This is a genomic window from Amycolatopsis sp. NPDC049159 (assembly GCF_040648295.1).
GTDB lineage: Bacteria > Actinomycetota > Actinomycetes > Mycobacteriales > Pseudonocardiaceae > Amycolatopsis > Amycolatopsis pretoriensis_A.
The window spans coordinates 67,835-87,273 of the sequence record NZ_JBEZDL010000024.1 but is presented as its reverse complement, the minus strand read 5'-3'; the positions used below and the strand labels follow the sequence as shown (position 1 = coordinate 87,273).

Genomic DNA, 19,439 nt, shown 5'->3' with positions numbered 1-19,439 from the left:
GCGAGCGGGTAGAAAGGCGGCATGAGCGCTCGCGTACTGCTGCCCTGGACCGACATCGAGGTGCCGGAAGGGGTCGAGGCCGCGTACTACGACGGCGGCGAGGCGGTGCCGGACGGCCTCGCCGACGTCGAGTTCTACGTGCTGCCCTACGACCGCGGGCCCGAGCCGCCGAAGCTGATCAAGGACCTGCCCGCGCTGCGGGTGGTGCAGTCGCTGTCGGCCGGGGTCGAGGCACTGGTGCCGCTGCTGCCCCCGGCCGTCCGGCTGGCGAACGGGCGCGGGCTGCACGACCTGAGCGTCGCCGAGCACGCCCTCGCGCTGATCCACGCCGCCCAGCGGGACCTGCCACGCTGGTTCGCGCAGCAGGCGCGGGGCGAGTGGGTGCGCGAGCACACGCGGTCGCTGGCCGACAGCCGTGTCCTCCTGCTCGGCCACGGCTCGATCGGGCAGGCGATCGAGCGCCAGCTCGTGGCGGCGGAGGCGGTGGTGACGAGGGTGGCGAGCCGCCCGCGTCCGGACGAAGACGTCCACGGCGTCGCCGAGCTCCCGGAGCTGCTGCCGCACGCCGACATCGTGGTGCTGATCCTGCCGGACACGCCGGCGACCCGCGGCCTCGTCGGCCGCGCGGAGCTGGCGGCGCTCCCGGACGACGCCCTGGTGGTGAACGTCGGCCGCGGCACGGCGATCGACACCGACGCGCTGGTGGCGGAGACCCGCACCGGCCGGCTGCGCGCGGGCCTCGACGTGACCGACCCGGAACCCCTGCCCGCCGACCATCCACTGTGGACTGTTGCGGGCGTGGTGATCACCCCGCACATCGCGGGCGGCTCGGCGTCCTTCTACCCGCGCGCGAAGACACTGGCGGCCGAACAGCTGCGGCGGTACGTGCAGGGTGAGGAACTCCTCAACCTCGTGGAGCACTGAGGCTCCGGCTCACGCCAGCACGTACACGTACCACTCTTCGGCGACGCGGTACCCGCACCGCTCGTAGACACCGAGCGCCCGGTGGGCGTTGTCGACGTCGACGTTGAGCGCCGACCGGTCGAACCCCGCGGCCTTCGCGGCTCGGAGCGTGTGGCCCAGCAGGCCGGAGGCGACCCCTCGCCCGCGCAGCGCTTCGCGCGTTCCGACCCAGCTGGCGTTGAGCTCGCGGACGCCCGTCGCGGCGGCGTCGGACGCGTAGAAGTGGCTCAGCACGAACGCGAGCACCTTCTCCCCGTCGAGGACGAGGAACGACAGGTCCGGCCGGAAGTCCTTCGAGCCGGTGACCAGGTGCCGCCACGCCTCCGGCTCGTAGAGCGTGCTGCCCCAGTGGTCGGCGAACGTGTCGTTGCGCGCGTCCAGGACGGCGCGGTCGTGCTCGAACCCGAACGGCACCGCCTCGAAACCGTCCGGCAACGGCGGCTGCGGCGGCAGGTCCGCCAGCCCGACGCGCATGGTCACCATCGTCCGGCGATGCCGGTAGCCCGCTCCGGCGAGCACCCCGGCGATCCAGCGCTCGTTCTCGTGCAGACCGTGGTGCAGCTCCAGCGGCGCACCCGGGAAGGCACGCTCGTGGACCTCGCGGCTCGTCCGCGAGAACCACTCGGCCAGGTGCGCGCCGAGGACGTCGTCGCGGTGGTCCGGGTGCACGATCGACTGGAGCCGGATCATGTGCACGGGGTCGGCGGCGTCACGGCGGCGGATCAGGCCGTACCCGACGAGCCGGTCGCCCGCGAAGGCGCCGGTCGTGGCGCGGGCCAGGTCGATGCTGGGACCTTCCAGCTCCTCGCGGAGGTCTTCCTCGCTGAAGTGCTCACCCGTCCGGTCGATTTCCTCGGCCGCCGCGTACAGGCGGGTCAGCGCCGGAACGTCGGCGAGCGTCAACGGGCGCCAGGTCAGGTCCATGCCGGGAGGCTAGGCCGGACGGCGGCGCCCGCGCACCCCGATTTACGCTCGGACCGTGCTGGTCCTCCTCCCCCCTTCAGAGACCAAAGCCGACGGCGGCCGCGGCGGCCCCCTCGACCTCGGCGCGCTGTCGTTCCCCGAGCTGAACCCGGCGCGCGCGAAGCTCGCGGACGCGCTGGTCGAGCTCGCCGCCGACGTCCCGGCCAGCCTCGCGACCCTGGGCCTCACCGAGCGCCAGGCCGGGGAGGTCGCGCGCAACGCCGAGCTCTGGACGTCCCCGACGATGCCGGCCCTGCGCCGCTACACCGGCGTCCTCTACGACGCACTCGATGTGAAGAGCTTCACGAAAGCGGGCCTGGAGAAGGCCCACCGCCGCCTGGCGGTGACGTCCTCGCTGTTCGGCGTGGTCTCGGCGACCGATCCGATCCCGGCGTACCGCCTGTCGGGCGGCAACTCCCTGCCTTCCCTCGGCACCGTCCGCGGCCACTGGAAGCCGGTCCTCGAGCCGGTGCTGCAAGCGGTCGAAGGCCTGGTCGTGGACTTGCGTTCCGGCACGTACTCGGCCTTCGCCAAGCTCCGCCCGGACGCGGTGACGGTCCGCGTGGTCACCGAGAACGCCCGCGGCGAACGCGTGACGGTCAGCCACTTCAACAAGGCGTACAAAGGCCATCTGGCGCACGTACTGGCCGCCACCCGCGCCGAACCGTCCACTGTGGACCAGCTGGCGAAGGTCATCACGAAGGCGGGCCTGGTCGTCGAGCGCACGGGCGAGCACGCGCTCGAACTGGTCACAGAAGGCTGACGGCCCGCTCGAACAGGGCGCCGGAACCGCCGGCCCCGTCGGCGATCCGCACCAGCCGGAAGCCCGACCGCCGGTAGTAGGCGTGCAGGCGGGCATTGCTCTTCCACGCGTCGAGCCGCAGCCACCGCTTGCCCCGCCGCGCGGCCTCCTCCGCGGCTTCGTCGAGCAACCACGCCCCGACCCCGTGCCCAGCAGCAGCGCGGTCGACCGCGAGATGGCTGACGTACAGCGCGGCGGCCGGCTCGTCAGCCGGACGCCAGAACGACGCCGCTTCTTCGCCGAGAGTCATGGTCGCGACCGGCACCGGCGCCGGCCCCGCGGTTTCCGCCACCCGCAGCGCACCGGTCGCGAGGCCCGGCCGCAGCTCGTCGGCGCGCCACGGCGCTCCCGCCCATTGGTCCAATCCCTGCGAGCCGAGCCACGAGACGGCGCCGTCGAGGATCGTGAGCAGCGCGGCGAGGTCCGCCTCCTTCGCTGGGCGGAGGCGGTGGCCGTTCAGAAGCGATCCGGGCTGAACGGCGTCAGGTCGAAGCCCGGGTCCTCCCCCACTGCCAGCGCCGCGACGAGCTTGCCCGCGAACGGCGCGTTCGTCAGCCCGCCCGCGCCGAACCCCGTCGAAACGGCCAGCCCGGGACGGAGCAAGCCGAGGATCGGCAGGCCGTCCGGCGTGCCCGGGCGGAAGCCGACCCGGGTCTCCGAAAGCGTCGCGTCCGCGAGGCCGGGCGCGACCGCCAGCGCGTTGTCCAGCACCTCACGCTGCCCGGCGGCCGTGACGCGGTAGTCGAAGCCGGCCTCCGCCTCGCGAGTCGCGCCCGCGACGACCCGGCCGCCGCCGAACGCGAGCAGGTAGTGGCTGGTGCGCGGCAGCACCACCGGCCACGCCGCCGTGTCCGTGCCCGGCAGGTCGAAGTGGCTGATCTGGCCGCGGTGCGGCGTCACCGGCAGATCGATGCCCAGCGGCGCCAGCAGATCGCGGCTCCACGCGCCGGCCGCGACCACGACGCTGTCCGCCGCCAGCAGTCCCGCCTCACCCGCGACCGTGCCGTCGGCCCGGAACGCGACCTCCCCTTCGACGAATTTCGCGCCGTGGCGTTCGGCGTCGCGCAGCAGCGCGCGGCGCAGTTCGTGCCCGTCGACGCGGCCCGCACCACTCAGGTGCACCGCGGCCAGCCCGGGCGCCAGCGCCGGGAAGAGTTCGCGGGCCTGCGCCGGGTCGAGCCGGCGGACCTCGCCGACTTCCGGCGCGTCCGCCGCCCGCTTCGCCAGCCGTTCCTGTGCCTCGTCGAGTTCGGCCTCGTCGGCCGACACGATCATCCCGCCGACGACCTCGAACGACGAACCCTCGAGCTCCGCGGCGAATTCGCGGTAGTACCGGCCGGCGGCCGAGGCGAGCGGGTACACCGCGTCTTCCCACCGCGACGTCCACGGGCTGACGATCCCGGCACCGGCTTCGGTCGCCGTCCCCGGCCGCGCCGCGTCCGCCACGACCACTTCCACACCGCGGCGCGCCAGGTGCCAAGCCGTCGCCGCGCCGCCGATTCCGCTTCCGATCACGAGCACTCGCATGGTTTCCACCCTGCCCGAACATGCCGCGCCCGAGCCAGCGGGATTGTCCCGCACGGCCGCCCGGTCGGTCGTATGCTGCGCGCCATGCCCAGCCGTGCCGAGCGGTATGTCGCCCATCTCGACACCCTGACCGGGACCAGCGAACCCCGCCTGCAGCCGATCGCGTCGACCCACGACGGGCTCGACGACGTCATCGCGTTCGTCTACGCCGACGAACCGGAACCGCGCTACCTCACCGGCGCGACCTACGGGCTTTCGCTGGCCGAGCACCCGGACTGGCACGGCATGAGACCGGAGCTGTGGATCAGCGTCCGGTCCGACGACCCGACGTGGGCCCTGGCCATCGGCTACCTCGCCGAGCAGCTGCGCGGCACCTGCCCGTTCGTCTACGGCGACACCATCGACTTCGGCCAGCCGATCGCCGAGGAGTCCGCCATGACGGCGTTCGCCGTCTCCGCACCCGCGGGCCTCGACGCGCACCAGTACACGCTGATCGACGTCGGCGGCGCCCCGATCAGCATCGCCGGCTGCTACCCGGTGCACGACGCCGAACGCAAGTTCATCCGCGAGCACGGCATCGACGCGTTCTGGCAGCTGGACTGGGACCTCTACGACGTCCGCCGCCCCCCGGTGATCTAGGACGGAGCCGCAAGGACGCTCAGGTGCGGTACGCGGCCGTCGCGAGGTGGGCGAACGAGTGGACCAGCGGGTTGGTGGTGCCCTGCTGCCACGCCATGACCACCCGGCTGGGCGCCATCGCGGGCAGCGGCACCACGACCAGGTCGCCGGCCGGCTGGTGCCCGAGCGGGGTCAGTCCGACGGTGCCGTTCCAGAGGACCGCCTGCAGGCATTCCTGGACCGCGCGCACCACCGGGCCCTCCCGGGGTTCGCCGCCGTGCCAGTACGACTGCCACCGCGGGTCGGTGCCGTCCGGGAAGCGGAACCAGCGGCGGCCGGCCAGGTCGGCCAGGTCCAAGCGGTCGCGCGTGGCCAAGGGGTCGTCGGCGCGCAGGACCGCGCCGACCGGGTCCGTCCGCAGCTCGTGCACCGCGAGGCCGGTCTCGTCGAAGGGCGCGCGGGTCAGCGCCACGTCGACCAGGCCCGCGCGCAGGCCGCAGGTCGGGTCGGTCAGGTCGGTGTCGCGCACGCGGACCTCGACGTCCGGGTGCCGCTGCCGGTAGGCGTCGGCGAGCCGGACCGCGTGCGGGTCGGTGCTGTCGCCCAGGAGGCCGACGGTGAGCACCGCTTCGCCCGCCGCCGCGGCCACGCGCACGCGGGCGCGGTCGGCCTGGTCGAGCAGGGACCGTGCTTCCGCGAGCAGCGCCGCACCGGCCGGGGTGAGCGTGACCCCTGTGGCCGAGCGCAGCAGCAACACGGCACCGACGTCGCGCTCCAGCTGCTTGATCGCCCGGCTCAGCGGCGGCTGGCTCATGTGCAGCCGCGCGGCGGCCCGGCCGAAGTGGAGTTCTTCGGCGACGGCCACGAAGTACCGCAGCGTGCGCAGCTCCATGACCGGCGACGATAGTCATCCGGTATCGGCACCACCGAACCGGTCTTGGACGCCCGTGCACCGGCGGCGGTCGAATCGGGGTATGACCGAACTGACCGATCCCGCCGTGCACGTCGACGGCGCCGACGAGATCGCCCCGGACCTGCTGGTGATCCCCAACCGCCGGGTCGACCTGGTGCCCAACATCGGCGTCGTGGGCGGCTCGGAAGCCGTCCTCGTCGTCGACACGGGCATCGGCACCGCCAACGCGGAGCAGGTGCTCGCCTTCGCCACGGAGGTGGCGAAGGGCCGTCGCCTGTACCTGACCACGACCCACTTCCACCCCGAGCACGCCTTCGGCGCCCAGGTGTTCGCCGGCGAGGCGACCTACCTGGTCAACCGCGCCCAGGCCGACGACCTGACCACCAAGGGCCCGGGCTACCTGGAGATGTTCCGGGGCCTGGGCGAGGTGGTCGCCCGCCGCCTCGACGGTGTCCGGGTGCCGGTGCCCGACCTCGTCTTCGACGACGGGTACGACCTCGACCTCGGCGGCCGGACCGTCCGGCTGCGCCCCACCGGCCGCGGCCACACCAAGGGCGACCAGGTCGTCGAGGTGCCGGACGCCGGCATCCTGTTCACCGGCGACCTGGCCGAAACCGGGCAGTTCGCGATCTTCCCGTGGTTCCCGCCGCACGACGCCGACGTCTCGGGCGTGGGCTGGCTCGCCGTCCTGGACCGGCTGGCCGCCGCCGGGCACCGCGTGGTGGTTCCCGGGCACGGAGAGGTCGGCGGCGGTGCCGTACTCACCGACGTCCGTGACTACCTGCGGGAACTGCGGGACGAGACCTGGCTTCGGCGGGACTCGGCGATGGGCGTGGACGAGGTCGTCGCCGAGGTCCGCTCGCTGCTCGTCGAACGGCACCCGGAATGGGCGGGCCGGGAGTGGATCGAGCCGGGCGTCGCGTGTCTGTGCACCGAACACGACGCCTGACCCGGATCACCGGACGCCGAGAACCGCCATCGCCGCGTTGTGGCCGGGGATGCCGCTCACACCACCTCCTCTCACGGCTCCCGCGCCGCACAGCAGAACGCGTTCGTGCGGTGTTTCCACGCCCCAGCGGCCGGCCTGGGCCGGATCCTCCGCGAACGGCCAGGAAAGGTCCCGGTGGAAGATGTGCCCCGCCGGCAGACCCAGCTCGGCTTCCAGGTCCAGCGGGGTTTTGGCTTCCACACAGGGTTTCCCGTCCGGAGCGGACAGCAGGCAGTCCTCGATCGGCTCGGCCAGCACGCTGTTCAGAGAAGCGAGCGTCGCGCGCAACGCCGCTTCCCGCGCCTCTTCGTTGCGCCCCTCGAAGAGCCGCGCCGGCATGTGCAGGCCGAACAAGGTGAGGGTGTGCGCGCCGGCCGCGCGTTCGGCCGGGCCGAGGATGGACGGATCCGTCAACGAGTGGCAATAGATTTCGCACGGCGGCAGCGTGGGGATCCTTCCCGCTGCCGCCTCGCGGTACGCCGCCTCCAGTTGTATGAAGGTTTCGTTGACGTGGAAGGTGCCACCGAACGCCTCGGCCGGGTCGACGTCCGGGTCACGCAGCCTCGGCAGCCGCGAGAGCACCATGTTCACCTTCAGCTGCGCGCCTTCCGGCAGGCTCGGCGGCTCCTCGCCCAGCAGCCTCGCCAGCGTGGACGGCGCGACGTTGGCCAGGATGTGCCCTCCGACGGCGACGTGCTCGGCGTCGTCACGCCGGTACCGCACCTCTCCGCCGGGGTCCACCGAGAGCACCTCCGCACCGGTCACCAGGCGCGCACCCGCGGCGGCCGCGGCCGCCGCGAGCGAACCGGTGACCGCGCCCATGCCGCCGACCGGGACGTCCCAGTCGCCGGTGCCGTTGCCGATCACGTGGTAGAGCAGGCACCGGTTCTGCCGCAGGTCCTCGTCGCCCGCCGGGGCGAACGTGCCGATCAGCGCGTCGGTGAGCACCACGCCGCGCACCGTGTCGTGGCCGAACCACGACGTGAGCGTTTCGCCGATCGGCCGTTCGAACAGCGAGGACCACGCATCGGCGTCGCCGATGCGTTCGCGGAAGTCCACTTCGGACAACAGTGGTTCGGTGAGCGTGCCGAACGCGCGCCCGGCGACGCGCCCGGTCAGCTCGTAGAACCGTTGCCAGGCCGCGAAGTCCGAGGTGGACCCGGTGAGCGCCCGGAACGACGCAGCCGTCCGGCCGTCGTCGCCCGTGTCGACAAGGAGACCGGAGCCGCCCGACGGGGTGTACGACGACATCCGGCGCCGTCGCAGCTCCACGTCGAGGCCGAGGTCGGCCACGATCTTCTTCGGCAGCAGGCTGACGAGGTACGAGTAGCGCGACAGCCGGACGTCCACGCCCTCGAACGCGCGGAACGAGACGGCGGCGCCACCGGTCTCTCCCCGCCGTTCGAGCACGAGCACCGACCGGCCCGCCCGCGCCAGGTACGCGGCCGCGACCAGGCCGTTGTGCCCACCGCCGACGATCACCACGTCGTACGCGTCCATCTGCCCTCCCTCGTTCTGCCTGCCGGTTCATCGTGGCCACGGCCGCGGGCGGAATTCAAGGAAACGTCACGAACGGACCGTTCGCGCTATTCGGTTGCGCGGCCGGGGAACGGTCCGGCAAGCTGAACGCATCCGGCAGGGAGCCGGTGTGCAAGAGCGGGGAGGTGCCTGTCGTGATGGATGTCCGGGCCCTTTCGCGCCCTTGCCCACTCGCCCCCTGGAGCTGACCACGCGCCCGGTGGGGCATCCCTGATCGAGGAGAACCCCACCAGTGCGCCAGCACGACTTCGAAGACTTCGACCACTTCGACGACCAACCTTCCCGCCGTCGCGGAGCGCGTTCGCGCCGCGGGCGGTTCGACGACCCGGAGCCCACGCGCAGCGGGCGGCTCACCGCAGGCGAGCGCGTCCGGCTCGCCAAGCTCCGCGACGACGCCTACACCGAAAACCAGCTGCCCGACGGCGCCGATCGCTGGTCGACCTGGGACGACGCCGAACACGGCCCGCGACCCCGGCCGGACTGGGTGGTCACCGAGCTCGCCGCGGTCGACACCGACCTCGGCGTCCTGAAGACCGGCAAGGAGGCCGACGTCCACCTGCTGCGGCGCGGGTTGCCCGGCACACCCGGGACGCTGCTCGCCGCGAAGCGCTACCGAAGCGACGAGCACAAGCTGTTCCACCGCGACGCGGGCTACCTCGAAGGACGGCGGATGCGCCGCTCCCGCGAAATGCGCGCGATCGAGCACCGCACGGCGTTCGGCCGCAACCTCATCGCCGAACAGTGGGCCGTCGCGGAGTTCGCCGCGCTGAGTCGCTTGTGGACGCTCGGGGCACCGGTGCCCTACCCGGTGCAGCGCAACGGGACCGAACTCCTCCTCGAATTCCTCGGGGAGGAGGACGGAACCGCGGCGCCGCGGCTCGCCCAGGCGCGCCCGGAGCCCGGGGAGCTGAAGGACCTCTGGTTCCAGGCCACCGCGGCGCTCGAACTGCTCGCCGCCGAGGGGCTCGCGCACGGCGACCTCTCGGCCTACAACGTGCTCGTGCACCGGGGCCGGTTGATGGTGATCGACCTGCCGCAGATCGTCGACGTCGTGGCCAACCCCGGCGGCGCCGAGTTCCTGGCCAGGGACGTGCGCAACCTGGCGGGCTGGTTCCACGGCCGCGGGCTCGGCGAGCACGTGACGAACACCGACGAGCTGCTGGCGGAGCTCCTGTCCGCCGCCGGGCTCGGGTGAACGCGGGGCGGCGTCGCGGCTGTGGCGCGGAACACGTCTGCGACGCCGCCCACAACCAGTGACCTCCATGCGAAGTCCCAGCTCCGACTCGGGTACAGTATGTACAGACCGCAACCGGCGGCGTGGATGAGTTGGTGTCCGTCGCCTCCAGAGCCACCGAATGGCTCGCGGTGATCCGTAAATCCCATGCGGCGCGCAGTGTCGGCAAGCGAAGACACGGTGTGCCGGGTCCGTCCCTGTGAACGCCCACCGCACACCATCTTGCCCTGCCTGCGCGCGGGCAGCCCGGGCCTCCCTTGTGACGAACCGCGTCCGAGAGGCATTTGTGACAGTCACGTTCAATTCCGGCCACACCTCGACGTCCGCGCGCGCGGACCGTCCCGACCACAAGCCGCGCACCCGCCCGGCCGGTGGGGACATGCTGCGCGACGACGCGGTCGAGACCGTGGCCACCAAGACCTTCGCCCAGCTGGGCCTGCCGGAGCCGCTGCTCCGCGCGCTGGCTGACGCGGGCATCAACAGCCCGTTCCCGATCCAGTCCGCGACCATCCCGGACGCGCTGGCCGGCCGCGACGTGCTGGGCCGCGCCCAGACCGGCTCCGGCAAGACCCTCGCCTTCGGCCTGGCCATGCTGGCCCGGCTCGACGGCGGCAAGGCCCGCCCGAAGCGCCCCCGCGCCCTGATCCTCGTCCCGACCCGCGAGCTGGCCATGCAGGTCGCCGACTCGCTGACCCCGCTGGCCCGGGCGCTCGGCCTGTGGTGCCGCACCGCCGTCGGCGGCATGGCCTTCGCCCGGCAGGCGGACGCGCTCTCCCGTGGCGTCGACCTGCTGATCGCCACCCCGGGGCGGCTGTCGGACCACGTCCGGCAGGGCACCGCGAACCTGGGCGACTGCAACTTCATCGCCCTCGACGAAGCCGACCAGATGGCGGACATGGGCTTCATGCCGCAGGTCCGCGAGATCATGGACCTCACCCCGGCGGGCGGGCAGCGGCTGCTGTTCTCCGCGACGCTCGACGGTGACGTCAACCGCCTGGTCAAGCAGTACTTGACCGACCCGGTCACCCACTCGGTCGCGCCGTCGACCGCGAGCGTGACGACCATGGACCACCACGTGCTCCAGGTCTCGCACCAGGACAAGCAGGACGTCATCACGCAGATCGGCGCCCGCGAGGGCCGCACGATCATGTTCGTCCGCACCAAGCACCACGTCGACCGCCTCGCCGAGCGCCTGCGTGAGCAGGGCGTGAACGCGGCGGCGCTGCACGGCGGGAAGACGCAGGGGCAGCGCAACCGAGTCCTCGCCGACTTCAAGGAAGGCCACACCCCGGTGCTGGTCGCCACGGACGTCGCCGCGCGCGGCATCCACGTCGACGACATCTCGCTGGTGCTGCACGTCGACCCGGCGGCCGACCACAAGGACTACCTCCACCGCGCGGGCCGCACGGCGCGCGCCGGGGCGTCCGGTGTCGTCGTCACGGTCGTCACCAACGACCAGCGCCGGATGGTCAAGCGGATGACCGACCGGGCCGGCGTGCGCGCCGAGTCCACGATGGTCCGTCCGGGTGACGACGCGCTGTCCCGCATCACCGGTGCCCGCGAGCCCAGCGGTGAGCCGGTCATCGAGCGGCGGCGCGAGAGCCCGCGTCGTGGCGGCGGTGGCTTCCGCGGCGACCGCGGCTTCGGCGGTTCGGGTCGCGGCGGCTACCGCGGCGACCGCGACCGCGGCGGCGACCGGGGCAGCTACGGCGGCGACCGTGGTGACCGCGGTGGCGACCGTGGCGGGTACCAGGGTGCGCGTGAGGGTTCCGGCCACCGGGAAGGCCGCCCCGGCGGCTTCGGCGGCCGTGCCCGTCAGCCGCGGACGGGCAACGGCGGTGGCTACGGCCGCCCGAGCCGTGGCCCGCGTCGCGGCTACGACAGCTGATCCACTCCAGGAAGCCCCGGACCTCGGTCCGGGGCTTCCGGCGTTTCCAGGGCCCGCCACACGAGCACGCGGATCGCGGATGGGAGACTGCGGGACGTGACTACGCCGCCGACGCCCCCGCCCGATGAGGTTTTCGACTGGCTCGACGTCGAGGCGGAGAAGCGGGCGAACGCGGGGCTCGTGCGGCAGCTGCGGCCGCGTCCCGCGCGGGTCGACGAGCTGGACCTGGCCGGCAACGACTACCTCGGGCTGGCCCGCGACAAGCGCGTCGCCGGGGCTGCCGCGGCCGCCGCCCTCCGCTGGGGTGCCGGCGCGACCGGGTCCCGGCTGGTCACCGGGTCGACCGAGCTGCACACCGAGCTCGAGCTGGAGCTCGCCCGGTTCTGCGGCGTGCAGTCGGCGCTCGTGTTCTCCTCCGGCTTCGCCGCGAACCTCGGGGCGGTGACGGCGCTGTCGGGCGCCGAGTCCGCGATCGTCACCGACAAGTACATCCACGCGTCGCTGATCGAGGGCTGCCGGCTGTCGCGCGCCGACGTCGCCGCGGTCGCGCACTCGACGCCGTCGGCGATCAAGCACGCGCTCTCGACCCGGCGCAAGCCGCGCGCGCTGGTGGTGACCGACTCGGTGTTCTCGGTGGACGGCGACCTCGCGCCGCTCGGCGAGCTGGCCGGCATCTGCCGCGAGCACGGTGCGGCGCTGCTGGTCGACGACGCGCACGGCTTCGGTGTCCTCGGCGAAGGCGGCCGCGGCGCGGTCCACGCAGCGGGGCTCGCGGGTGCGCCCGATGTCGTCACGACGTTGACGCTGTCGAAGTCGCTGGGTGCACAGGGCGGGGCGGTGCTGGGGCCGCGGCGCGTGATCAAGCACCTCGTGGACACGGCTCGCAGTTTCATCTTCGACACCGCGCTGGCGCCGGCGAGTGCGGCTGCCGCGCTGGCCGCGTTGCACGCGCTGAAGGAAGAGCCCGGCATGGCGGAGAAGGTCGTCGAGAACGCCGGCAACCTCGCGATGTCGTTGAAGGCGGCCGGGTTGAAGGCGAGCCTGCCGGACGCCGCCGTCATCTCGGTCCAGGCTCCTTCGGCCGAGACGGCGGTCGCGTGGGCGGCGGCCTGCGCGGAGCACGGCATCCGCGTCGGGTGCTTCCGGCCGCCGTCGGTGCCGGACGGCATCTCGCGGCTACGGCTGACCGCGCGGGCCGACCTCACGGAGGCCGACGTGGACCGCGCAGTGAAGGTGATCACCGCGACCGCCCCACCGGGCGCGATCGCCTGACGCCGCGAGGGTGCTCGAGCAGCGGGTGAACTTCAGGTCCGCAGTCGGACCGGGCCGCCGCAGTCAGCGTGGCAACGAGTCAGCGCGCTAAGCGGCGCATGCGGATGTGGGGGATGCCGTCCTCGTCGGTGTACTCCGCGCCTTCCGCGATGAAGCCGTAGCGGGCGTAGAAACCCTGGACGTACGTCTGGGCGTCGAGGACGTACTCGCCCGGGATCTTCAGTGCCTCGTCCATCAGCCGGGCGGCCAGGCCCTGGCCGCGGGCGTTCGCCGCCGTCGCCACCCGGCCGATGCGGCGGACGTTGTCGGGGTCTTGCAGCACCCGGAGGTAGGACGCGACGCCGGACGGGGTCTCGAACCACAGGTGGCGGGTGTCGAGCGCGAGATCACGGCCGTCGAGTTCGGGGTACGCGGCTTTCTGCTCCACCACGAAGACGTCCACGCGCAGGCGGAGGATGTCGTGGAGCTGGGCGGCCGTCAGTCCGGGACCGGTCGCGTCGTGCAGGGTCGGCATACCCCTGCTTACCACGCTCTACGGGAAGAGCGTGCGCGGCTTCGCCTGGGCTTCGATGTCGTCGGTGTACGCCGAGACGCGGGTGTAGACGCCCGGTTTGCCCGCCTTGCCGCAGCCGTCGCCGAAGGAGACGATGCCGACCAGGGTGTCGCCCACGACCAGGGGGCCGCCGGAGTCGCCTTGGCAGGCGTCCTTGCCGCCGTCGGGGTAGCCCGCGCAGACCATCGTCCTCTGGTTGTAGACGTTGTAGTCGGAGCTGCAGTCGGTGTCGGAGACCAGCGGGACGTCGACGCTGCGCAGGTAGTCCGACCGGGCGCCGCCGTCGGCGACGCGTCCCCAGCCGAGGACCGTCGCCTTCGTGCCTGCCGCGTACAGGCTCGCGTCGCCCTTGCCCGGCAGCTGCGCGGGCCGGTAGTCGAGCTGGCCGCGGACGGACAGCACCGCGACGTCGTCGCCCTGCGTCGGGTCGCTGTAGCCCTTGCTGATCCAGACCTTCGAGACGCTGAGGACCTGACCGTCCTCCGTGCGCTTGTCCTCGCGGCCCGCCACCACGCGGACGTCCTGCTTCGCGACCGCCTTCGCGCAGTGGGCCGCCGTCGCGACCGCCGTGGAGCTGACGATCACCGCGCCGCAGAACTGGTTTCCGCCGCTGTCGGTCAGGTACACCGCGTACGGGTGTTCGCCGAGCGACGCCTTTTCGCCGCCGACGATGCGCGCCTGGTTGCCGGATCCGGGATCCGCCGACGCCGTGCCGACCACGACCGGGACGGCCACCGCGGCCACGGCGAGGAGCGCGCCGCTCGCGAGCAGCAGGGATCGACGGGACTTCACGGACATGGGACGTTCCCCTCATCAGACACGGCAAAGAACAAGCGCTCGGCACCCGGGCGACTCCGGTGCGTGAACGCCGTGCGCTGAATACCCTAATCCGAGTGGGCCCAAAGCGGTGTCACTGGAACGGGTGGACTCCGCGCTTTCCGGCCGCCTCTGTCAAGCTGGCCGGATGCGGCGGACGGCAGCGGTGTTCGGGGCGGTACTGGCCCTGACGCTGACCTCGTGCGCCTCCGAAGTGCCGTCGACGCCGCAACCCGTGCCCTCGACGCCGAGCACCAGGACAACCCCGGCGCCGACAACTCGAGCGCCGGTGACGGCGCCGAGCGCGCCCGCCGTCACCTGGCAGGTGGGTGCCCGGCCACTCCCCCGGCGCCCGGACGGGTTCGGCGAGATCGAACCGACGCCACCCGAACTGGTGAACCGGGCACTTCCGACAAAAGACCTCTTCCCGCCGCCCGCCGGCGACCAGTACGCCTCGACGGTCAGCGCGGTGCCCGCCGACGTCCTCGCGCGCAGCACCTGGCAGGCCGGGTGCCCGGTCGAAGCGACCGACCTGCGCTACCTGACGATGTCGTTCTGGGGTTTCGACGGCCGCGCGCACACCGGCGAAATGCTGGTCAACGCGAAGGGCGCCGCCGGGATCACCCAGGTCTTCGGAAAGCTCTTCGCGGCGCGCTTCCCCCTCGAAGAGATGCGCGTGACCAGCCCGGAAGAACTGACCCTGCCGCCGACCGGCGACGGCAACTCGACCAGCGCGTTCGTCTGCCGCCCGGCCCGCGGGCAGACGTCGTGGTCGGCGCACGCGTACGGCCTCGCCGTCGACGTCAACCCGTTCTGCAACCCCTACACCCAGGGTGATCTCGTGCTGCCCGAGCTGGCCTCGGCCTACGTCGACCGCTCGAACCGGCGGCCCGGCATGGTCCTGGCCGGCGACGCGACCGTGCGGGCGTTCGCCGCGATCGGCTGGAGCTGGGGCGGCGCGTGGACCAGCCCCAAGGACCGGATGCACTTCACCGGCAACGGCCACTGACCACGTAATACGACGTTAAGCACATCGGGGAACACCCGCTCCCCGCAGCCGGTTGGCTAGGGTGAATCGACCGGAGCCGACCCCGCGGAGGATGCAGTGCCCCACTACGACCTGGTGATCGTCGGGACGGGATCGGGGAATTCGATCCTCGGCCCGGATTTCGCCGGCAAGCAGACGGCGATCGTCGAGAAGGGCACGTTCGGGGGCACCTGCCTCAACGTCGGCTGCATCCCGACGAAGATGTTCGTGTACGCCGCCGACGTCGCGTACACGCCTTCGCACAGCGCGAAGTACGGCGTCGACGAAGAGCTGAAGGGCGTGCGCTGGCGGGACGTCCGCGACCGGATCTTCGGCCGGATCGATCCGATCGCCGCGGGCGGCGCGGAGTACCGCCGCAGCCACGAGGACAACGCCAACGTCGACGTCTACGACGGCACCGCCCGCTTCACCGGGCACAAGGAGCTGCGCGTCAGCTTCGCCGACGGGCGCCCCGACGAGGTGCTGACCGCCGACAAGTTCGTGCTCGCCGCGGGCGGGCGCCCGGTGATCCCGGAGATCCCCGGCCTCGACACCGTCGAGTACCACACCTCCGACACCGTGATGCGGCTCGACGAACTGCCCGAGCGCATCGTCGTCCTCGGCGGCGGGTACATCGCGGCCGAGTTCGCGCACGTCTTCGCGTCGTTCGGCGTCCACGTCACGCTGGTCAACCGGTCCGGGCGGTTGCTGCGCTCCGAGGACGACGACGTCAGTGCGCGGTTCACCGAGCTGGCTTCGGAACGCTTCGACGTCCGCCTCGACCGCAAGACCGTGCGGGCGCGCAAGACCGGCCACGGCGTCGCGCTGGACCTCGAAGGACCGCAGGGCGCCGAAACCGTCGAGGCCGACGTGCTGCTGGTCGCGACCGGCCGCCGGCCGAACTCGGACCTGCTCGACGTCGCCGCCACCGGCGTGACCACAATGGACAGTGGGCACGTCGTGGTCGACGACTACCAGGAGACCGTGGTCGAGGGCATCTACGCGCTCGGCGACCTTTCTTCGCCGCACGAGCTGAAGCACGTCGCCAACCACGAAGCCCGTGTGGTGCAGCACAACCTGGCGCACCCGGACGAGCGGATCACCGCCGACCACCGGTTCGTGCCGCACGCGGTGTTCACCCACCCGCAGGTCGCGTCCGTCGGGCTCACCGAGCGGAAGGCGCGCGAAAAGGGCGTCTCCTACGTGACTTCGAAGCAGGACTACGCCGGGATCGCCTACGGCTGGGCGATGGAAGACACCACGGGCTTCGCGAAGCTGCTGGCCGACCCGGCGACCGGCCGGTTGCTCGGCGCGCACATCATCGGGCCGCAGGCGTCGTCGGTGATCCAGCCGCTGATCCAGGCGATGAGCTTCGGGCTCGACGCGCGGAGCATGGCGCGCGGGCAGTACTGGATCCACCCGGCGATGCCGGAGCTGATCGAGAACGCCCTGCTCAACCTGCCGCTGGACTGAGTCACCGCGGGCCGGGCGGGGTTCAGCGCCCGGCCCGCGGGAGTCCTACAGCGTGAGGGACCAGGTGTCGAGGGTGCCGGTGTCGCCGGGCCCGTAGTCGGTGACGCGCAGCTGCCACTTGCCCGACGCCGGCGTGGCGGCCGCGGGAACGGTGAACGTCCGCAAGCCGGTCCAGGCCGTGCACGTGCCGCCGCCGCTGTACTTGAGCGCGTACGCCTTGCCCTTCGGGTCCAGCAGCGTGACGCCGAGGTCTTCGGCGCACGTGTGGCGGATGGTCACCGCGACCGACAGCGGGGTCGCCGCCTGGCCGGTCAGGGTGGACGTGATCGGGCTGAGCACCTGCTGGTAGTCGCGGATCGCGTAGTCGGTGTCGTTGGTCAACGTCCGGCCGCTGCCACCTGCCTGGGTCCTCGCCGGAACCGGGGCGCTGGCCGGCGACACGTTGCCGGCGGCATCGCGGGCCTTGACCGTGAACGTGTACGCGGTGTCCGGCGAGAGCCCGGTGACGGTCGCCGAAGTCCCGGTGACGCTCGTGGCGAGCGCGGAGCCGTTGTAGACGTCGTACGCGGTGACGTCGCCGGTGGACGCGTCCCAGGCCAGCGAGACGCTGGTGGCCGTCGTGCCGGTGACCCGCGGGGCGGCGGGTGCGCCCGGCGGCGTGGTGCCACCGCTGGTCACCAGCCTGAGCTGCCACTTGGTCAACGCCTCGGCCACCGGCTGGAACAGGGACAGGTCTCCGTCGGAGGGGTTGTCCACGCACTGCGACGGGCCGCCGTCGTGCAGGCCGGTGGCCTTGTCGCCGAGCAGCCAGCCGCCGCCGGAGTCGCCGCCGAGGGAGCACGCCGTCGTCCAGGTGAGGTCGTCGATGACCAGGCCGCCGCCGTAGTCGGCGGACTTGTGCGTGTACTTCACCTCGCCGCACTGCCAGTGCGAAGTGTTGCCGGAGTGGCAGACGCGGTCGCCGACCATCGCCTCGGCCGCGCCGGTCAGCGTGATCGCGGGCTGGCCCCAGGTGTTGACCGCCGCCGACAGGTTCCACCCGGCCTCGGTCACCGCGACGACGCCCATGTCGCCTTCACGCGCGTTGACGCTGTGGGTGCCGCCGACGTTCGACGTGCCGATCCGATTCTGCTGCCCCGACGCGCCGTACGCGGCTTGGTCGCGGTCGTTCGTGCAGTGACCCGCGGTCAGGAAGTGCTTGGCACCGCCCGGATCCGTCACCGGGAAGCCGACCGAGCAGTTGCTTTCGCTGCCCGGCCACCACGGGTTCCCGGTCTGGATCGTGCCCGACTGCTGCCGCGGGGACGACGCCGTCTCGGTGATCCGGACCCCGAGTTCCCTTGCCCGGGACAGAAAACTCTCGGTCGCCGCGGTCTTCTTCGTCCGGTCGACGTCCACGCCGACCTCGTTGCCGCGGACGTCCACGCCCCAGCCGTAGACGCCGGGTACGCCCGCACCGACCAGGGCACGGACCGCCGCGTCGGTGCGGTCCAGGTCGGCCTGGCTCCGCGCGACCACGCGAGCCTCCGCCCCCGCGGCACGTACCTGCGAGGCGGCTTCGGCCGTCGTGACGGCGACAGTCAGCTTCCCGGTGGCGGCGTCGAACCACTGCCCGGCCGACCGCGCGCGCACCGAAGCGGGCAAGGCGGCGGCCAGCCGGTGGGCGTCGTCCTGGGCGGTGAGCTGGGCGCGGGCCTCGTCCGCGGTGAGCCCGAACGCCGCGGCGACGCCCGTCACCTCGGCGTCCGGGTGCCCCGGAGCCGCTTCGGCGGGCGAGACACCCAGCCCGAGCGCGGCCAGCGCGGCCACGCCGGCGACGGAAACGAATCTGCGCATCGATTTTCTCCTCGGATCGGCGAGTGGGGTGCGCAGACGGTAAGCCGCCGGAAAGCCGGTTTTGCAGATCCGCAAGTCTTTAACAGTTAACTGGCGGGCCAATCCCATTCGAAGCCGTACCGGCCGGGGCCGAAGTTGAGCGCGACTCCGTGCACCGCATCGTCTTCCGGCACGACTTCGGTTTCTTCGCCGGGCTCGGCGAAGCGGCGGCAGACCGGCGGGACCGCCTCCGGCGAGAACCGGATTTCGAGTACGTATTCGCGGACCGGGAGCCGGAATTTGCGTTCGTAGTTCGTCGCGACCGGGTACGGCGCGCGGTTCACGAGCGTGTGCTCGGTGAGCACCGTTTCGCCGCGTTCGAGCGGCCTGGCGAAGAGCAGTTCGACGACGAGCAGGCCGTCTTCGGGCTTCAGCACGCTGCGGCCGGGGCGGCAGCCGCGCAGCGAGCGCAGTTCCGGCAGCGGCCGGTCGTGCTCGTCCAGGTGCAGGATGACCACCCACCGGTCCGGGCCGTCGGCCTCGGCGCGCAGCACCTGCCGCGACCGGAACTCCAACTCCTCACGGCCGGCTCCGACGGTGACGACGTCGTGCTGGCTGAGCCGGGTCAGCCGCTCGTCCCACCGGGTGTCCACATCGGACACCGCGGCGTCGATCCGCCGTTCGTCCGGCCAGAACCGGCCGATCTCCGCGGCCGCGGACCGGCGCGCGCGGGGCGGGCCGAGCAAGGCGACGAGCGACCCGGCCGGCACCTCCAGGACGGCTTCGAGCTGCCGCAACCCGCGCACCGACTCGTGCCGCTCGGGACGGCTGCGGCCGGACTGCCAGTAGCTCAACGTCGCCGTCGTGACGGAGACGCCGCGAGCGCGCAGGTGCTCGCGGAGCCGGTCCAGGCTCAGCCCGCGGGCGCGGATGGCCGCGCGCAGGGCGGCGTCGAACGGGCCCTCGCGCAGCAACGCCCCGAGGTCGGGGGACGGCACGGCCACCGGACGAGCTTAAGCCGCGCCGGCCCGGCGAACGGCGTTAACAG

At 72.6% G+C, this 19,439-nt stretch carries 18 protein-coding genes; 9 read left to right on the top strand and 9 right to left on the bottom strand.

Going from position 1 to position 19,439, the window contains the following annotated elements; all coding sequences use genetic code 11:
* Positions 1 to 21 precede the first annotated feature (21 nt).
* Entirely contained in the window at positions 22 to 924 is a 903-nt protein-coding gene (locus tag AB0B33_RS37345) for a 2-hydroxyacid dehydrogenase (protein ID WP_360780879.1), read from the top strand.
* A gap of 9 nt (positions 925 to 933) precedes the next feature.
* Here the strand turns inward: AB0B33_RS37345 and AB0B33_RS37340 are convergent, their stop codons facing one another.
* Positions 934 to 1,887 (bottom strand): GNAT family N-acetyltransferase, encoded by a 954-nt coding sequence (locus tag AB0B33_RS37340; protein WP_360780877.1) that lies wholly within the window; start codon positions 1,885 to 1,887, stop codon positions 934 to 936.
* 55 nt (positions 1,888 to 1,942) lie between these two features.
* Between AB0B33_RS37340 and yaaA the strand changes: the two genes are divergently transcribed.
* Entirely contained in the window at positions 1,943 to 2,689 is a 747-nt protein-coding gene (gene yaaA / locus AB0B33_RS37335; protein WP_360780874.1) for a peroxide stress protein YaaA, read from the top strand.
* Here yaaA and AB0B33_RS37330 read toward each other — a convergent pair.
* Both AB0B33_RS37330 and AB0B33_RS37325 read right to left on the bottom strand, forming a co-directional pair.
* The gene (locus tag AB0B33_RS37330) at positions 2,676 to 3,092 is read right to left on the bottom strand and encodes a GNAT family N-acetyltransferase (RefSeq protein WP_360780871.1); all 417 of its coding nucleotides are present in this window, start codon (positions 3,090 to 3,092) and stop codon (positions 2,676 to 2,678) included. The genes yaaA and AB0B33_RS37330 overlap by 14 nt on opposite strands.
* A 92-nt stretch (positions 3,093 to 3,184) precedes the next feature.
* Positions 3,185 to 4,255 carry an FAD-dependent oxidoreductase gene (locus tag AB0B33_RS37325; protein ID WP_360780867.1) on the bottom strand — a complete coding sequence of 357 codons (1,071 nt, stop codon included), beginning with the start codon at positions 4,253 to 4,255 and terminating at the stop codon, positions 3,185 to 3,187.
* An 84-nt stretch (positions 4,256 to 4,339) separates the two neighbouring features.
* Here AB0B33_RS37325 and AB0B33_RS37320 point away from each other — a divergent pair, with 84 nt between their 5' ends.
* Positions 4,340 to 4,894 carry a suppressor of fused domain protein gene (locus tag AB0B33_RS37320; RefSeq protein ID WP_247012767.1) on the top strand — a complete coding sequence of 185 codons (555 nt, stop codon included), beginning with the start codon at positions 4,340 to 4,342 and terminating at the stop codon, positions 4,892 to 4,894.
* 19 nt (positions 4,895 to 4,913) lie between these two features.
* Here the strand turns inward: AB0B33_RS37320 and AB0B33_RS37315 are convergent, their stop codons facing one another.
* Positions 4,914 to 5,765 carry a LysR substrate-binding domain-containing protein gene (locus AB0B33_RS37315; protein ID WP_360780864.1) on the bottom strand — a complete coding sequence of 284 codons (852 nt, stop codon included), beginning with the start codon at positions 5,763 to 5,765 and terminating at the stop codon, positions 4,914 to 4,916.
* 82 nt (positions 5,766 to 5,847) lie between these two features.
* Here AB0B33_RS37315 and AB0B33_RS37310 point away from each other — a divergent pair, with 82 nt between their 5' ends.
* Positions 5,848 to 6,735 (top strand): MBL fold metallo-hydrolase, encoded by an 888-nt coding sequence (locus tag AB0B33_RS37310; RefSeq protein ID WP_360780861.1) that lies wholly within the window; start codon positions 5,848 to 5,850, stop codon positions 6,733 to 6,735.
* A 6-nt stretch (positions 6,736 to 6,741) separates the two neighbouring features.
* On the opposite strand, the gene AB0B33_RS37305 is transcribed toward AB0B33_RS37310, so the two are convergent.
* Positions 6,742 to 8,274 (bottom strand): NAD(P)/FAD-dependent oxidoreductase, encoded by a 1,533-nt coding sequence (locus AB0B33_RS37305; protein ID WP_360780858.1) that lies wholly within the window; start codon positions 8,272 to 8,274, stop codon positions 6,742 to 6,744.
* 271 nt (positions 8,275 to 8,545) lie between these two features.
* Between AB0B33_RS37305 and AB0B33_RS37300 the strand changes: the two genes are divergently transcribed.
* The 3 genes from AB0B33_RS37300 to AB0B33_RS37290 all read left to right on the top strand — a co-directional run bounded on the left by AB0B33_RS37300 (position 8,546) and on the right by AB0B33_RS37290 (position 12,707).
* The gene (locus AB0B33_RS37300) at positions 8,546 to 9,508 is read left to right on the top strand and encodes an RIO1 family regulatory kinase/ATPase (RefSeq protein WP_360780855.1); all 963 of its coding nucleotides are present in this window, start codon (positions 8,546 to 8,548) and stop codon (positions 9,506 to 9,508) included.
* A gap of 325 nt (positions 9,509 to 9,833) precedes the next feature.
* A complete protein-coding gene (locus tag AB0B33_RS37295; protein ID WP_247012777.1) occupies positions 9,834 to 11,435 on the top strand; it encodes a DEAD/DEAH box helicase in 1,602 nt (533 codons plus the stop codon).
* Positions 11,436 to 11,531: 96 nt separating this feature from the next.
* Entirely contained in the window at positions 11,532 to 12,707 is a 1,176-nt protein-coding gene (locus tag AB0B33_RS37290) for an 8-amino-7-oxononanoate synthase (protein ID WP_360780851.1), read from the top strand.
* Positions 12,708 to 12,786: 79 nt separating this feature from the next.
* Here the strand turns inward: AB0B33_RS37290 and AB0B33_RS37285 are convergent, their stop codons facing one another.
* Together AB0B33_RS37285 and AB0B33_RS37280 are read right to left on the bottom strand one after the other, a co-directional pair.
* Positions 12,787 to 13,221: a GNAT family N-acetyltransferase gene (locus AB0B33_RS37285; protein ID WP_360780848.1), complete on the bottom strand. Its 435-nt coding sequence runs from the start codon at positions 13,219 to 13,221 to the stop codon at positions 12,787 to 12,789.
* An 18-nt stretch (positions 13,222 to 13,239) separates the two neighbouring features.
* The gene (locus AB0B33_RS37280) at positions 13,240 to 14,058 is read right to left on the bottom strand and encodes a serine protease (RefSeq protein WP_360780845.1); all 819 of its coding nucleotides are present in this window, start codon (positions 14,056 to 14,058) and stop codon (positions 13,240 to 13,242) included.
* 166 nt (positions 14,059 to 14,224) lie between these two features.
* Between AB0B33_RS37280 and AB0B33_RS37275 the strand changes: the two genes are divergently transcribed.
* Both AB0B33_RS37275 and AB0B33_RS37270 read left to right on the top strand, forming a co-directional pair.
* Positions 14,225 to 15,085, top strand: coding sequence for a M15 family metallopeptidase (locus AB0B33_RS37275; protein WP_360780842.1), 861 nt, complete (start codon positions 14,225 to 14,227; stop codon positions 15,083 to 15,085).
* Between the two features lie 96 nt (positions 15,086 to 15,181).
* Entirely contained in the window at positions 15,182 to 16,576 is a 1,395-nt protein-coding gene (locus AB0B33_RS37270; protein ID WP_360780839.1) for a mycothione reductase, read from the top strand.
* A 45-nt stretch (positions 16,577 to 16,621) separates the two neighbouring features.
* Here AB0B33_RS37270 and AB0B33_RS37265 read toward each other — a convergent pair whose 3' ends face one another.
* On the bottom strand, positions 16,622 to 18,412 hold the full coding sequence (locus AB0B33_RS37265) for a proprotein convertase P-domain-containing protein (protein ID WP_360780836.1): 1,791 nt from the start codon (positions 18,410 to 18,412) through the stop codon (positions 16,622 to 16,624).
* 86 nt (positions 18,413 to 18,498) lie between these two features.
* The gene (locus AB0B33_RS37260; protein ID WP_360780833.1) at positions 18,499 to 19,395 is read right to left on the bottom strand and encodes an XRE family transcriptional regulator; all 897 of its coding nucleotides are present in this window, start codon (positions 19,393 to 19,395) and stop codon (positions 18,499 to 18,501) included.
* Positions 19,396 to 19,439 lie beyond the last annotated feature (44 nt).

What these genes read in the sequence shown, in the direction of transcription:
- AB0B33_RS37345 (WP_360780879.1), top strand. Translation starts at nt 22, where the DNA reads ATGAGCGCTCGCGTACTGCTGCCCTGGACCGACATCGAGGTGCCGGAA.
- AB0B33_RS37340 (WP_360780877.1), bottom strand. Translation starts at nt 1,887, where the DNA reads ATGGACCTGACCTGGCGCCCGTTGACGCTCGCCGACGTTCCGGCGCTG.
- AB0B33_RS37325 (WP_360780867.1), bottom strand. Translation starts at nt 4,255, where the DNA reads ATGCGAGTGCTCGTGATCGGAAGCGGAATCGGCGGCGCGGCGACGGCT.
- AB0B33_RS37320 (WP_247012767.1), top strand. Translation starts at nt 4,340, where the DNA reads ATGCCCAGCCGTGCCGAGCGGTATGTCGCCCATCTCGACACCCTGACC.
- AB0B33_RS37315 (WP_360780864.1), bottom strand. Translation starts at nt 5,765, where the DNA reads ATGGAGCTGCGCACGCTGCGGTACTTCGTGGCCGTCGCCGAAGAACTC.
- AB0B33_RS37310 (WP_360780861.1), top strand. Translation starts at nt 5,848, where the DNA reads ATGACCGAACTGACCGATCCCGCCGTGCACGTCGACGGCGCCGACGAG.
- AB0B33_RS37305 (WP_360780858.1), bottom strand. Translation starts at nt 8,274, where the DNA reads ATGGACGCGTACGACGTGGTGATCGTCGGCGGTGGGCACAACGGCCTG.
- AB0B33_RS37285 (WP_360780848.1), bottom strand. Translation starts at nt 13,221, where the DNA reads ATGCCGACCCTGCACGACGCGACCGGTCCCGGACTGACGGCCGCCCAG.
- AB0B33_RS37280 (WP_360780845.1), bottom strand. Translation starts at nt 14,058, where the DNA reads ATGTCCGTGAAGTCCCGTCGATCCCTGCTGCTCGCGAGCGGCGCGCTC.
- AB0B33_RS37275 (WP_360780842.1), top strand. Translation starts at nt 14,225, where the DNA reads ATGCGGCGGACGGCAGCGGTGTTCGGGGCGGTACTGGCCCTGACGCTG.
- AB0B33_RS37265 (WP_360780836.1), bottom strand. Translation starts at nt 18,412, where the DNA reads ATGCGCAGATTCGTTTCCGTCGCCGGCGTGGCCGCGCTGGCCGCGCTC.